The following is a 13,593-nucleotide window of genomic DNA, read 5'->3' as shown; positions in this document are numbered from 1 at the left end:
CCTTCAGTCCTGCCCACTAGACAGACTGAATCACCGATATCTCTGCGTCGCAACTGCTGACTTTTTCAACGAAATCGACCCGAAGCGGACATCAGAACAACGGTGCTGCGCGCTGCAATCTGAACTTTATCAGGGAGCCCGAGTCGCGGCCGTTGTCACCGGGCAGTCAGACGCCACTGCCGGATGACGCCTTGAGAGTTGCCACTACAGGGGATCGGTCAATTGGACAGTGACAAAGCGTGAAAATTGGCGGCGCTATTTAGCAGCCTCCTTCATTAATATATGTTTGTAACATTTACAACCTTTCGGTATACTTCTAAACTTTCGCACTGGGCGGGCTCAAGGGGGATTGCATGAGGCTAATTAGTCGAAGGTCATTACTAACAGGCGCTGGCGCAGTCGCGATTTCGAGCTCCAAACTTTTGGCCATGAAAGACAGCGTTGGCACCTTGCAGCGCGCCTACGTTGCCAAGCCGCAAATCATTAAACAGGAATGTCCTGAATGGTGCTGGGCAGCCTCCACAGCAATGATCTTTGCGGCGCACGGACATCGTACCGATCAAAAGAAAATCGTAGCCAAAGTATTTGGCGGCCTCGCATGCAAACCCGCTGGAACGCCGCTCGCCATAGCGCAAGCACTCAGTGCGCCGTGGGTAGACGACAGCGGCCAGTCTTTCCAGGCGAGCATCAGCGCAGCCTACGATCCGACTGACGGTATTATGGCCATCAGTAATAACTTCATTATCAACGAACTGGCGAACGACCGACCCGTCTTGTACTGCAACACTCACCACGCAATGGTCATAGTCGATTTCAACTATGTTATAAGTCCAATGGGTCCGGCTCCCCAGCAAGTGGGCGCGCTCGATCCGTGGCCCGGCAGTCCGGACTACCATCCACTTTCTCAACCCGAAATGTACGGAATTAATATGGCGCCCGGCGGCCAGATGACGTTTCTGGCCGCGGTTGCTTTGTAACTGCGCATGCATGCTCGAATAGAACGAATAACATTTCGCATGGAGTCTAAGCGATGAGAAACGCACTAATCGCCTTAATACTCGTTGCGTCTACCACTTTTTCGTTAGCCGAAGACAGGGTACGGGTCGGCGACTGTTCGGTTATTGCAAGCTATCTCGAAGATCAGATCACTCCCGCTGATACGGACAATCCTTTTCACTCAGAGGAGATTTGCTACAGGTGGCAGGTGAGGACCACTTGTAACGTTCAGATGCGTTTTGACTATCGTGTTAGAAAAATGCGCGGGGGGCGATGTGTCAGTCAAAAGCGGTACTATCAGCAAGGGCTCGCTGAAGAGCTTTTGCGGCCCCGGCGGGGATAGCGAACGCTTCTTTGTGGAATAAGGATAGGAAGCATTAGTGAGCGTCACGAGACGGGCGATCTCCATATCGCCCACCTCGGCGAGGAATTTATATCCCAACAAACTAGTGCTGCTCATGAAATAGCAAACGACGCCGCATCTCAGGCCCGGCAGCCTGATGTATGGGTATTGTCTATAGAATGACGAGGACACGCTATGGAGCGTCGACAATTTCTGTCTGGCATGTGTATAGGCGCTACGATCGGTGTCTTCCCTTCGATGGCTCGCGCTGAAGCGACTTGTAGGACCTCAAATCAAACCGACATACGCATCATTGATGCCAGCAAGAATCTTACCAGATCCGCCAAGCGGGTAGCAGACGCCGGCGTCACTACAGTGATCCGGTTTTATACACGCCTCGAAAATTTGGATCACGGCCCTTATCAGAACGCAGTTCTATCCAAAGCGGAACTAAATGCGCTTGAAGACCAGAGGATCGCCGTCGCAACTGTATTCCAGTATTTTAGCGGCGGGAGTGGCCGAACTTTTCAAGAGCCCACCAAGAAAATTTATGACGTGCGCGACGCAGTGAAGAATGCTGACAACATGAAGCAGCCCGAAGGGAGCGCTATCTACTTTGGCGCGGATTTTGACCTAGCGAGCGGCGACCGTGAGAAAAATATTCTGGCGATAAAACAGTATTTTCAGTACGCGCAAAAAGAAGTAGCCAAATCTGGTCGCAAAATCGGTGTCTACGGCTGCGGAAAAACCTGCGAAATCCTCGCAGAAGAACAGTGGGATATGTACTATTGGCTTTCGGCTTCTGTCGCTTATTGGCGCACAGCAGAATTTTACAATTCAGGCAATTGGCATCTATTTCAAACCAAGACTGATCTAGCCCGCCCCTATGGTGAGATCGATACCAATGTACTCAATCCGAAATTCACGTCGTTCGGGCAATGGCGGAGCGACGGGAGCCTAGTGACGGAACCCGCCGCGGTCTCGAAACGGATCCTTGATGCCCGTCGTTTCGTGGCACCGAAGCGGATACAGTTGTTCTCAGATCCGCTAAATCCCGATCAAACACTAATTCCTCTGGAGGATGCGGAGCTTAGTCGCGCCAGCTTCGGGCGTTCCGTGAGAGTAATGTGCCAAGAGGGAGAAGCACTCGGAGTAAGCCTAGATGAGCAGATGCTTCGTGGTTTCTGCCGACCTGAAGCTCTCCGTTCCACTATCCCGAGTTTCGGTTAGTTATCTAACTTTTATTGCCGCTCGACGTTTTATGTTGATCGGATTTTCAAGGGCGCAAGCCTGGTCGGCCTTCCCGTTCAACAGCCGACTCGGGTTTTTCTCGTCATCAATCGTCCGGCAACGGCTTCGCCCCCGGTACCGGCTGATCGGGCGACATTTCAGATAAAAATAAATTTCTTGCGCTTTTACGGAAATCGTGATTGTCTATGCGTATCCCGCCTCATGCAGAGGGGCGTTGCGCGCGATCGTCACGACACGCGAGGTGGGGAGCGATGGCCGCGAGAGATCGCAGCGTCTTCGGTGACGAGGGCGCGGACGAACGATCTGTCGTGGACGTGAAGTCGCAGCGTCCTGACACCCCGATGCTGGTGTCCCGCGCAATGCGCAAGCGTTGCCGCGAATGGTGGCCAACAAGCCCGGTGCACCAGGGAGACTGCGTATAAGCGTGAAGACCATCGCGCAGGGAATGCCGGCGTGTTTCGGCTTTGCCTGTGGTACCTGCCGCCTGCATTCTTTTCGCAGGCGGGCCATGGGTGAGGCCTTCACCCGGCACCCGGCATTCCCTGCGCCCTCTGCATGAGTTGCGAGGGACGGACTGATCGCGGGACTCGGGCGTGCTACGCCGCGAGAATGCGATGACATGTCCCTCATCCGTTGGCTGTTTGAAACGTAAAATCCCGCCAGACCTTCTGCTGTCGTCCCGGACAAGCCGGCAGCGTTCGCCGGGACGACCGCGGTGTTGTTTATGGCTTTCGATATCTCACGACGATCACGACGCCTGCCGCGCCGCCGGCTTGCGCTCGACCGGGTGGATGTCGATGCCGCGCAGCCGTCCCAGCCGCAGCACGTCCATCGCGACGGTACGGCCGATGCGGTCGCGGTCGAGCACGCGGATCAGGTCGTCGACGCCGTTGATGTCGACGCCGTCGAGCTTGATCACGACGTCGCCGGGCAGCAGGCCGGCGCGGGCCGCGGGCCCGTCCGGCTCGATCTGCATCAACAGCGCGCCCATCTTGTTCTCGACGCCGGCGAGCAACGCATGTCGCCGCGGCACCGGCGCGGTCTGCCCGGACATGCCGATATAGGCGCGGCGGACGTAGCCGTGGCGGATGATCTCCGACAGCACGAACTGCGCGGTGTTGCTGGCGACCGCAAAGCAGATGCCCTGCGCGCCTTGGATGATGGCGGTGTTGATGCCGATCACCTCGGCGGCCGACGACACCAGCGCCCCGCCGGAATTGCCTGGGTTGAGCGCCGCATCGGTCTGGATGACGTCCTCGATCATGCGGCCCGAGACCGAGCGGATCGAGCGGCCGAGCGCCGAGACCACGCCAGCCGTCACCGTGGATTCGAAGCCGAGCGGATTGCCGATCGCGACCACGAGCTGGCCGCGGCGCAGGCTCTTGGAGTTGCCGAGCGCGGCGTAGCGCAGGTCGCGCGCGTGATTGGCGCGCAGCAAGGCGAGATCGGTGTCGGGATCGACGCCGAGCACCTGAGCGTCGGTGACGACGCCCTCGACGTCGCGCAGCCGGATGCTCTTGGAGGAGCCGACGACATGGCTGTTGGTCAGCACGAGACCGTCGGGCGAGATCACGATGCCCGAGCCGAGCCCGCCGCGCTCGGCGCGGGAGCCGGCGGTCGACCCAGCCCTGGGGCCGGTTTCGACGCGCACGACCGCAGGGCCGACCCGCTCGGTGACGTCGATGACGGCATTGGAATAGGCGTCCAGCAGCGCGCGGTCGTCGGCCGGCGCAGCATCAGACGCGCGCGCCGGCGACACCGCATCGCCGGCGAGATCGGAGGTAAAGTCCAACATGGCAAGATTTCCTTCGCCCGGTCAGATGGGTAGCAGCCGCCCCCCGCGCAAGGTGGCGATCCGGCGGCGCCGTTCCGCGCCGTCCTTGGCGAGACTCACGCGCGCTGTGATAGGACTACGGCCGGGTATTTGATGAATCTGATTGCGGGAGGAAGCATGCGGCTGCGAGACCGGCTGTTGTCGTTGTGTGGGGCCATGGTGCTGGGAGCCGACATGACCGGCGCATCGCTGGCGGCGAGCGCCACGGTGCGCAGCGGCGACACGATCCAGCTCGGCGACACGGTGTTCCGGCTCGACGGCATCGATGCGCCGGAGGTCGACCAGCTCTGCATCGACGATCACGCCGATTCCTGGAGCTGCGGCGTCGAGGCACGCGAGCAGCTTGGCAAGCTGATCGGCGGCCGCTCGGTGCGCTGCGACGATCTCGGCCCCGACAAGCCGCTCAAGACGCGCAGGATCGGCCTCTGCACCATCGACGGCGACAAGGTCAGCCTGAACCAACAGGTCGCGCGCGCGGGCTACGCCATGAGCGCGGATCCGGCGATCAAGTATCGCGCCAAGGACGATGTCGCCGCGGCCAAGGAGGCGGTGCGCGGGCTGTGGAAGGGATGTTTCGTCGCCCCAGCCGAGTTCCGCGCCGACAAGAAGGACGGCGCCTTGCTCGGCGCGGCCTGCCGCGCCGACCGCGACCGCGAGATCCGTGCGGTGCTCTTCCCGGACGCGCCGAGCGCGCCGCCGGGCTGCAGCATCAAGGGGAAGTTCGCGGTGCGCGCCCGCGTCACCGGCAACATCGGCATCTACCATCTGCAGGGCTGCCCGAGCTATCCGGCGACCACCGAGCCCGACCGCTGGTTCTGCTCGGAGGACGATGCACGCGCCGCCGGCTTCCGCCGTGCATTCAACTGCCGCGCGCCGAAGAAGTGAGATCGGACGGTCGACGAGCCGGCACGACGAAGCAATCGAGAGCTGTCGCGCGGCCCCTGGATTGCCGCAACGATGCTCAGTGCTGCATCTGCAGCAGCTGATCCATCGGCATCATGTTGTGGTTGAGGTTCGCCATGATCCACAGCGAGCCGCCGACGACGAGAAACACGATCAGCAGCCCGAAGGCCAGCGCCAGCACGTTGTTGGTGTTGTCGGGCCCGGTGGTGATGTGCAGGAAGAACACCAGGTGCACCCCCATCTGGGCGATCGCCAGGACGATGATCGCGACCGGGATCGACGGCTGCCAGACGAGGTCGGTGCCGGCGATGAAGAACGACGTCGCCGTCAGCAGGATCGCGAGACCGAGGCCCGCGACATAGAACAGGACGCGGGAACGCAGGCTGCCATGCTGCTGCTCGCCGGGCGCGAGATCGAATTCCGCGGGGGCTTGATCGGTCATGTCGCACTCCCGAGCAGATAGACCACGGAGAACACCGCGACCCAGATGATGTCGAGCGCGTGCCAGAACAGCGCGAAGCACAGGATTCGGCGCTCGATGTCGGCGCGGAAGCCCTTGGCGACCACCTGCGCCATCATGGTCAGCAGCCACAGGATGCCAGCCGCGACGTGCAGGCCATGGCAGCCGACCAGAGTGAAGAACGCCGACAGGAAGGCGCTGCGGCTCGGCCCGTCGCCGCGGCCGACGAGGTCGACGAACTCTCGGACCTCGAGCAGCAGGAAGCCGGCGCCGAGCAGGCCGGTGACGGCCATCGCGACCTGGAACCAGAGCTGGTTGTGGCGCTCGGCGGCAATGCTCGCCATGCCGCAGGTGAAGCTCGACAGCAGCAGCAAAGCGGTCTCGACCGCGACGTTGCGGACGTCGAACAGTTCGGCGCCGCCCGGACCGCCGGCGGTCGCACCCGACAGCACAGCGAAGCTCGCGAAGAAGCACGAGAACATCGCGATGTCGGAGAGCAGGAATATCCAGAAGCCGAATCCGGTCACGATCCGTTTCGGCGCCGGCCCGGGATGCTCGGCGGCACGCAGTTGATGCGGATCGGCATAGGCAGGCGCCTGAGCGACGGTGGTCACCGACATCGGCCCACTCCCTTTGCGACGACTTCAGTGGGCATGCGCCGTTCCGCCTTCCGGCCGCGACTGGTTCTCGCTGAGCTGCGGTCCCGGCGCCGGAGGGATCTTCTGGCTGGCGATGTTGCCGAACAACTCGGGATCCGCGAGCCGATAAGTCTTCGGACGGGTCTCGACGGACTGCGCCGCGAGCTCCTTGTAGCCCGCCTCGTCGAGCACCTGGCCGCTCCTGGCAGCATTCGTCACCCAGTTGGCGAAGTCGGGCTGCGAGACGACGTTGGTGTCGAACATCATGTCGGGAAAACCGTCGCCGCTGAAATGCGAGGCCAAGCCCTTGTAGGTCCCGACATGATCTCCGCGCAGGTTCAGCCGCGTGACCATGCCGTTCATGGTGTAGATCATGCCGCCGAGCTGCGGGATGAAGAAGGCCGTCATGACGCTGCCGGATGTCAGCTCGAAGCGCAGTGGCGCGCCGATCGGGACGGTCAGGCTGTTGACGGTGGCGATGCGCTGGTCGGGATAGATGAACAGCCACTTCCAGTCGAGCGACACCGCCTGGATGCGGATCGGAAGCCCAGTGCCGTCGACGGGCTTGCCCGGGTCGAGCTGGTGCGAGCCGATCCAGGCGACGCCGCCGAGCAGGATGACGGTGAGCGCGGGGATCGACCACACCACGAGCTCGACCGCGCCCGAATAGGCGAACTCCGGCCGGTAGCGCGCCCTGGTGTTGGAGCTGCGGAACCAGAACGCGAAAGCGAGCACCGCGATCGATGTCGGCACGATGATCGCCAGCATGATGATGACGGAATCGATCAGGATCGTCTGCTCGGCGGCGGCGATCGGCCCTTGCGGATCGAAGATGTTCATACGCTCATCCGGCATTCATCCGCGCTCCCAACCCACACCGGATCGAGAGGTTCCTGCGCCGCAAAGATCCGCTCAGCGGCTCACGCGCCAGATCGTGCTGTTGCCGTCTTCGGAGATGAGCAGGCTGCCGTCGCGCGCCACGGTGACGCCGACCGGCCGGCCCCAGACCTCGCGATCGTTGACGACGAATCCGGTGACGAAATCCTCGTATTCGCCGGTGGGCACGCCGTCCTTGAGCCTGACCCGGATCACCTTGTAGCCGGTGCGCTTGGACCGGTTCCACGAGCCGTGCTCGGCGGCGAAGGCATCGCCGCGATACTCCGGCGGAAACAGATTGCCGTCGTAGAATGTCAGACCGAGCGAGGCCGAATGCGGCTGCAGCAGCACGTCGGGCACGGTGATCCTGCCCTTCAGGTCGGGGCGCTCGCCGGCATGGCGCGGGTCGGGGTTGTCGCCGATGTAGTACCAGGGCCAGCCATAGAAGCCGCCCTCCTTCACCCGCGTGACATAATCCGGCACCAGATCGTCGCCGAGCCCGTCGCGTTCGTTGGTCGAGCACCACGGCGTTCCGGTCGCGGGCTGGATGGCGAGGCCGACGCAGTTGCGGATGCCGGTGGCGAACAGGCTGCGGTTCTTGCCGTCGGGATCGAACGCCAGCACGCTGGCACGGTCGGCCTCCCCGCCCCAGGCCGCGCCGAGCGGGTGCGCCTTGATCCAGGCACTGACTCCGCCGGCTGGCTCTCCCAGCGCTTCGCCGACATTGCCGGTGGAGCCGACCGACACCAGCATGCGCTTGTCGTCCCTGGTGAAGACGATATCGCGCGTCGAATGGCCGTAGCCGGCCGGCAGATCGGGCACGACGAGCTGCAGCGGCCCCTGCGCCTTCATGTCGCCGGCCCGATAGGGAAAGCGCATGACGCGCTCGGTGCTCGCGACATAGATCCATTGCGGATCGCTGCTCGGGTAGAAGGCGATGCCGAAGGGATGGCCGAGACGGTCGGCGAAGATCTCGCTCGACGCGACCTTGCTGCCGTCCTCGCTCGGACGCAGCACGCGGACGCGCCCTGCCCGGGTCTCGGCAACGAAGATGTCGCCATTCGGCGCGGTACGGAGGATGCGCGGCCCGCTCAGCCCCTCGGCGAACAGCGCGATCTTGAAACCGTCGATGACCCTCGGCACGGCGGAGGCCGGTCGTTGCATCACGCGGGAGACGTTGGCTGCGGACGCCGTCGCCCCCGGTTTGGGCAGGTCTTCGGGACGGATCAGCCTGATTGTGCCAGGTGCATCACCCTGCCAACTGCCGAACGCGTCCTTGCCTTTCAGCACAACAGGTTCGGCTGCGGCGGCGGTCGCCGCCAGCGCGCTCAAGGTCGCCACGACAGCCGTGCTGATCAGTCTCGTCATGCGGTCCTCGCGCGTCTCGAACGGCCGGCAGTCTACCCCGGTCGAGGACCGGCGATCACGTGTCGCGGCGACGGGACGCGATCACGACAGCGCCCCGAGCACGCCGCGCGTCGCCTGGTCGATCTCCTCGACATAGCGGCGGCGCGCGAAGGACTCGGTCAGGAAGCCGATCACCTTGCGGCTGTTCTCCGATTCCAGCACCGCCAGCTCTTCCGCGCCGGAATCGTCGAAGATCTTCATCGCCGTCTTGACGTTCATTTCGGGCAACAGCGCGACGTCGAAATATTTGGCAAGCTCGACCACCTGGATCTCATCGGCGATGGAGTCCAATTCGCCCGAGAACAGATCGGGCAAGGAGACCAGCCCGCAATAATCGTCGCTGTTGTTCACCACCACCACGGCCTGGCGCGTGCCCAGCGCGAACTCGCGCCGGCAGGCCGCGATGCTGGTCGTGGTCGGCACCTTGGCGACGTCGGAGCGCATCAGCCGCTCGACCGTGAGGTTGCGCAGCCAGCCGACGTCATTGGCGCTGCGGATGGTCTCGCCGCGCAGATGCAGGCGCCAGGTCGAGAACGAGTGGCCGAACAGGACGCGGACGCACACCGACGTCACGATGCAAGCGCCCAGCACGACGGCCGTGACGTCGACGCTGCGGGTCATCTCCAGCACCAGGAACGACATCGTCAGCGGCCCGCCGACGATGGCGACACCGAGCGTCGCCATGCCGGTGAGCATCGCCACCAGCGGGTCGATCGCGAGCCCGAGGCCGGCCAGCGCGAGCAGTCCCGCAAACAGCTTGCCGAGCAGGCTGCCGACGAACAGCGAGGCGAAGAACAGACCGCCGCGGAAGCCCGAGGCCAGCGAGATCAGGCAGGCGGCGAGCTTGAGCACGATGATGGTGGCGATCATGCCGACCGCCATCTCGCGATGCAGGTCGAGCAACATTGCGCCGTGGCCTGCCGCCAGCACCTGCGGCGTCACGATCGCCATGGCGCCGACACAGACCCCGCCGATCACCGGGCGCAGCCACACCGGAATGCGGACGAACAGCCGCTCGACCGCCGGCGAGGCACGCATCACCACGATGCCGATGCCGGCGACGAGGAGCGCCAGCACGAACAGCGCGATGTATTGCTCGAAGCCGACCGCGCCGACCTTGGCGACCTCCAGCGAATACGGCGCGCCGGCGAGATATTGCGAGGTCAGCGCACCCGCCAGCGAGGCCGCCAGGATCGGCGCCGCGCTGCCGACGGAGTAGACGCCGACGATCAGCTCATAGGCATAGAACGCCCCCGTGATCGGCGCGCCGAAAGCGGCCGCAATGGCGGCGGCCGCACCGCAGCCGAGGATGAGGCGCATATCGTTGCGGCGGAGCGTGAGATACTGCCCAAGCAGCGAGGCGACGCCGGCGCCGATCTGGGTGTAGCCGGCCTCGAGCCCGACCGACGCGCCGGAGCCGTTGGAGACCAGGGTCTGGCCGCTCACCACGATGCTGTCGCGCATCGACAGCCGTCCGCCGCGCAGCGCATTGGCCTCGACGGGGTCGACCGCGGCCGCAATCTTCCAGCGCCGCCGCAGCCATTCCATGATGCCGAGCGCAAGGCCGCCGCAGGCGGGCGCGATCAGGGCGACGGCCGGGTTGACCGAGGTATGAGCGCTGAGCCGGACATCGATCGGAATGCCGTAGATGACCACATGCGCGACCTGCGCGATCAGGCTCATCACCGTCACGATCGCACCCGTCGCAACGCCGATCACCAGCGCCAGCGGTATCAGGTAGAACTCGTTGCTGCGCAGCAAAGCCCGCAGCCGCGTGACCACCCGGTTCGAAGCCTTGCGATCGATGATATGCGACAGCGTCGACAGCACAGAGAGCCATTTCTTCTACGATGAGGCCTCGCCGTGGCAATAACCTGTCGCAACTAGCGGAACAAGCGCGAATTCCTGTCCGATCGAAACGTGGTTGACTGGTCCGGAAACTGGAACCGCCGCGGCTCGCGCGATCCTGCGCCTCAACTGCGCGGCACCGCCGAGGTCACAAGCGGCCCAGGTGCAAAACAACGGCGCCCGCCACGGGAGACTCCGCAACGGGCGCGCGCAACTCAAATCGAGGAGATGTCCCGTTCAGATCCGCTCGATGATGATCGCGGGTGCCATGCCACCGGCCGCGCACATCGTGACCAGGCCGCGCTTGAGATCGCGCCGCTCGAGCTCGTCGAGCAGCGTCCCGATCAGGATGGAACCGGTGGCGCCGATCGGATGTCCCAGCGCGATCGAGCCGCCGTTCACATTGACCTTGGCGCGGTCGAGCTCGAGGTCGCGGATATACTTCTCGGCGACGACGGCGAACGCCTCGTTGATCTCGAACAGGTCGATGTCATCAAGCTTGAGCCCGGCCTTGGCCAGCACCTTGCGCGTCGCCGGCACCGGGGCGTTCAGCATCAGGGTCGGGTCGTCGCCCATATTGGCCATCGCCACGACGCGTGCCCGCGGCTTCAGGCCATGGGCCTTGGCATAGGACGGCGACGCCAGCAGGATCGCCGCCGCACCGTCGACCACGCCCGAGGAGTTGCCGGCGTGATGCACGAATTCGATCTCGAGGCCGGGATAGCGCTGCAGGATCAGGTTGCGATACGTCGTGCCCTTCTCGTCCAGCGCGTAGTCGGCGATCGCCGGAAACGCCGGCTTCAGCGCGGCCAGCGCCTCGGCCGTGGTCTGCGGCCGGGGGTATTCCTCGTGGTCGAGCGCGACGCTGCCGTCCTCGCGATGCACCGGCACCAGACTCTTCTTGAAATGGCCGGCAGCGATCGCAGCCGCCGCGCGCTTCTGGCTCTCCAGCCCGAGCGCGTCGACGTCGGCGCGGGTGATGCCTTCCATGGTGGCGATGGCATCGGCGCAGACGCCCTGATGCGACTGCGGATGCAGCGCGCGCAGATGCAGATTGCCGGCATCCATCATCAGCGGCCCCTCGCCGCGCCGACCGTCCATCGACATCATCTCGCAGCCGCCGGCGACGACGAGGTCCTCCTGCCCGGCCATGATCGAGCTTGCTGCGATGTTGACGCTGGTGATGCCGGAGCCGCAGAAGCGATCGAGCGTGACGCCCGAGGCGCGGATGTCGTAGCCGGCGTCGAGCGCCGACATGCGGCCGAGATCGCCGCTCTGCGGTCCGCGCTGCGACGAGCAGCCCCAGATGATGTCGTCGACATCGCCGGTATTGATGCCGGTGCGGTCGGCCAGCGCACGCAGCACGGTGGCGCCGAGATGCTGCGGGTGCAGCCCGGCGAGCGCGCCCTTGCCGGCCTTGCCAATACCGCGCGGCGTTCTGCAGGCATCGATGATGAGCGCGTCGACCATGGTGTTTCCTTTGCCCGAAGTTGTTGTGCGCTGACAGCGCGCGGCGTCTCGGCGGCCGCACGCCTCTCTTTGCTGTCGCATAGCATTGCGCATGCGGTCTTCACAACGGCGCTTGAAGCTGCCGGCGCATGACCAGAACGCACGCCATGGCTTTGACACAACTCACCTTTCCGCCGCACGAACAATTCCGCGGATCGGCGCGCTCGGGCTGCCTTCTCGCAGACTGGTTGAAGAGCAGCCCATCTCGCCCAGACGCGCTGCAACGCAGCTCGAACGGAGGGTCTCGGCAACGTTGGCAGTTGGACTGCAGAGCATTGTCCAACCCAGCGAACTGACCGTTCACCCAATGCTTCTTGTCATGCTGCAGAGGCTGCAAGATCCTCGATCAGGAACAACTGGGATCACAGCGATCCGCCGGCTCGGGAGCCGGACCCCCCATGATCACGACGCCACGTTGAGAGGTCGCCCGACCTCTCCTTCGTGGCGTGACGATAGCAAACACGAACGATGCCGGAGCCTGGCGGGCAGCGCCTGCCTGTGACCGCGGCCATCCCGAGGAGGACGCTCTGATGTTGAGACGAGACCTGCTGGCCACCATGGCCGGACTGGGAGCGGCGAGCGTGCTCGGAGGCCCTGCCCTCTCCGCCGACGAGGCCAAGATCCCCAGCATCGCCGGCCCGGATCCGGCACCGAAGACCCCGAGCTTCAGGGCGCCACCGGGCAGCGTCGATACCCACACCCACATCTTCGGGCCGGCCGCGACCTATCCATTCTCGCCCACTCGCCCCTACACGCCGCCCGACGCATCGCTGGAGATGTTCCAGGCGCTGCACGCCAAGATCGGCGTCGAGCGCGCCGTCATCGTCAACGCCACCGTCCACGGCACCGACAATCGGGTCGTGACCGATGCGATCGCGCAGAGCAACGGCAACTACAAGGGCGTCGCCAACATCAACGCGGCGATGTCCGATGCCGACCTCGCGGCGCTCGGCAAGGCCGGCATCTGCGCCTGCCGGTTCGCCTTCCTCCGCCGCCTCGGCGGCGTCGGCGACATGAACGTCTTCCGCACCCTGGTGGACCGCGTCGCGGCGATCGGCTGGCACGTTGACGTTTATCTCGAGGCCGGGACGATCCAGGAATTCGTGCCGATCCTGAAGGCGCTGCCGGTCACCTATGTGATCGACCACATGGGCACGATCAGCGCCGCCAAGGGGATCGACGATGCCGGGTTCAAGGCGCTGCTCGACCTGCAGGCGAGCGACGACAAGTGCTGGATCAAGATCACCGGTCCCGAGCGCGCTTCGGCCTCCGGCCCCCCGTTCCACGACGCGGTCCCGTTCGCCCGCAAGCTGATCGACAACGCGCCGGATCGCGTCATCTGGGGCACCGACTGGCCGCATCCGAACGTCAAGATCATGCCCAATGACGGCGATCTGGTCGATCTGATCCCACTCTACGCCCCGGATCCGGCCATGCAGCGAAAGCTGCTTGTCAGCAATCCCGAACGGCTGTTCAAGTTCGAGCCCAAGAGCTGAGTCACCGCCAGCTGCGAATTCGCCCCTTCAGC

11 protein-coding genes are annotated in these 13,593 nt (G+C 64.1%); 4 read left to right on the top strand and 7 right to left on the bottom strand.

What is annotated here, in order from left to right:
- Positions 1-428: 428 nt before the first annotated feature.
- Both ACQR0U_RS19915 and ACQR0U_RS19910 read left to right on the top strand, forming a co-directional pair.
- Positions 429-977, top strand: a complete 549-nt coding sequence (locus ACQR0U_RS19915) for a hypothetical protein (RefSeq protein ID WP_434843960.1) — start codon at positions 429-431, stop codon at positions 975-977.
- Between the two features lie 557 nt (positions 978-1,534).
- Positions 1,535-2,569, top strand: a complete 1,035-nt coding sequence (locus tag ACQR0U_RS19910) for a glycoside hydrolase domain-containing protein (protein ID WP_315751959.1) — start codon at positions 1,535-1,537, stop codon at positions 2,567-2,569.
- Positions 2,570-3,338: 769 nt separating this feature from the next.
- On the opposite strand, the gene ACQR0U_RS19905 is transcribed toward ACQR0U_RS19910, so the two are convergent.
- Positions 3,339-4,385, bottom strand: a complete 1,047-nt coding sequence (locus ACQR0U_RS19905; protein WP_434843959.1) for a S1C family serine protease — start codon at positions 4,383-4,385, stop codon at positions 3,339-3,341.
- A 156-nt stretch (positions 4,386-4,541) separates the two neighbouring features.
- On the opposite strand from ACQR0U_RS19905, the gene ACQR0U_RS19900 reads away from it, so the two are divergent.
- Complete coding sequence (locus tag ACQR0U_RS19900; protein WP_409999226.1) at positions 4,542-5,309, top strand: thermonuclease family protein; 768 nt, start codon at positions 4,542-4,544, stop codon at positions 5,307-5,309.
- A gap of 76 nt (positions 5,310-5,385) precedes the next feature.
- Here the strand turns inward: ACQR0U_RS19900 and cyoD are convergent, their stop codons facing one another.
- The 6 genes from cyoD to ACQR0U_RS19870 all read right to left on the bottom strand — a co-directional run bounded on the left by cyoD (position 5,386) and on the right by ACQR0U_RS19870 (position 12,026).
- Complete coding sequence (cyoD, locus tag ACQR0U_RS19895) at positions 5,386-5,769, bottom strand: cytochrome o ubiquinol oxidase subunit IV (protein WP_315715673.1); 384 nt, start codon at positions 5,767-5,769, stop codon at positions 5,386-5,388.
- On the bottom strand, positions 5,766-6,407 hold the full coding sequence (gene cyoC, locus ACQR0U_RS19890; RefSeq protein ID WP_434843958.1) for a cytochrome o ubiquinol oxidase subunit III: 642 nt from the start codon (positions 6,405-6,407) through the stop codon (positions 5,766-5,768). The genes cyoD and cyoC overlap by 4 nt, the downstream gene beginning before the upstream one ends.
- 24 nt (positions 6,408-6,431) lie before the next feature.
- Positions 6,432-7,265, bottom strand: coding sequence for a COX aromatic rich motif-containing protein (locus ACQR0U_RS19885; RefSeq protein WP_315715809.1), 834 nt, complete (start codon positions 7,263-7,265; stop codon positions 6,432-6,434).
- Positions 7,266-7,337: 72 nt separating this feature from the next.
- Positions 7,338-8,669 carry a PQQ-dependent sugar dehydrogenase gene (locus ACQR0U_RS19880; protein WP_315826438.1) on the bottom strand — a complete coding sequence of 444 codons (1,332 nt, stop codon included), beginning with the start codon at positions 8,667-8,669 and terminating at the stop codon, positions 7,338-7,340.
- An 81-nt stretch (positions 8,670-8,750) separates the two neighbouring features.
- Complete coding sequence (locus ACQR0U_RS19875; RefSeq protein ID WP_315826439.1) at positions 8,751-10,538, bottom strand: chloride channel protein; 1,788 nt, start codon at positions 10,536-10,538, stop codon at positions 8,751-8,753.
- A 255-nt stretch (positions 10,539-10,793) separates the two neighbouring features.
- Entirely contained in the window at positions 10,794-12,026 is a 1,233-nt protein-coding gene (locus tag ACQR0U_RS19870; RefSeq protein WP_434843957.1) for an acetyl-CoA C-acetyltransferase, read from the bottom strand.
- A gap of 569 nt (positions 12,027-12,595) precedes the next feature.
- Here ACQR0U_RS19870 and ACQR0U_RS19865 point away from each other — a divergent pair.
- The gene (locus ACQR0U_RS19865; protein WP_315715668.1) at positions 12,596-13,561 is read left to right on the top strand and encodes an amidohydrolase family protein; all 966 of its coding nucleotides are present in this window, start codon (positions 12,596-12,598) and stop codon (positions 13,559-13,561) included.
- Positions 13,562-13,593 lie beyond the last annotated feature (32 nt).

The organism is Bradyrhizobium sp. HKCCYLRH3097, assembly GCF_051167875.1.
Classification (GTDB): domain Bacteria; phylum Pseudomonadota; class Alphaproteobacteria; order Rhizobiales; family Xanthobacteraceae; genus Bradyrhizobium.
This window is presented reverse-complemented; position numbering and strand designations above follow the sequence as displayed.

What these genes read in the sequence shown, in the direction of transcription:
- ACQR0U_RS19915 (WP_434843960.1), top strand. Translation starts at nt 429, where the DNA reads ATGAAAGACAGCGTTGGCACCTTGCAGCGCGCCTACGTTGCCAAGCCG.
- ACQR0U_RS19880 (WP_315826438.1), bottom strand. Translation starts at nt 8,669, where the DNA reads ATGACGAGACTGATCAGCACGGCTGTCGTGGCGACCTTGAGCGCGCTG.
- ACQR0U_RS19905 (WP_434843959.1), bottom strand. Translation starts at nt 4,385, where the DNA reads ATGTTGGACTTTACCTCCGATCTCGCCGGCGATGCGGTGTCGCCGGCG.
- ACQR0U_RS19910 (WP_315751959.1), top strand. Translation starts at nt 1,535, where the DNA reads ATGGAGCGTCGACAATTTCTGTCTGGCATGTGTATAGGCGCTACGATC.
- ACQR0U_RS19900 (WP_409999226.1), top strand. Translation starts at nt 4,542, where the DNA reads ATGCGGCTGCGAGACCGGCTGTTGTCGTTGTGTGGGGCCATGGTGCTG.
- ACQR0U_RS19870 (WP_434843957.1), bottom strand. Translation starts at nt 12,026, where the DNA reads ATGGTCGACGCGCTCATCATCGATGCCTGCAGAACGCCGCGCGGTATT.
- ACQR0U_RS19865 (WP_315715668.1), top strand. Translation starts at nt 12,596, where the DNA reads ATGTTGAGACGAGACCTGCTGGCCACCATGGCCGGACTGGGAGCGGCG.
- cyoC (WP_434843958.1), bottom strand. Translation starts at nt 6,407, where the DNA reads ATGTCGGTGACCACCGTCGCTCAGGCGCCTGCCTATGCCGATCCGCAT.
- cyoD (WP_315715673.1), bottom strand. Translation starts at nt 5,769, where the DNA reads ATGACCGATCAAGCCCCCGCGGAATTCGATCTCGCGCCCGGCGAGCAG.
- ACQR0U_RS19885 (WP_315715809.1), bottom strand. Translation starts at nt 7,265, where the DNA reads ATGAACATCTTCGATCCGCAAGGGCCGATCGCCGCCGCCGAGCAGACG.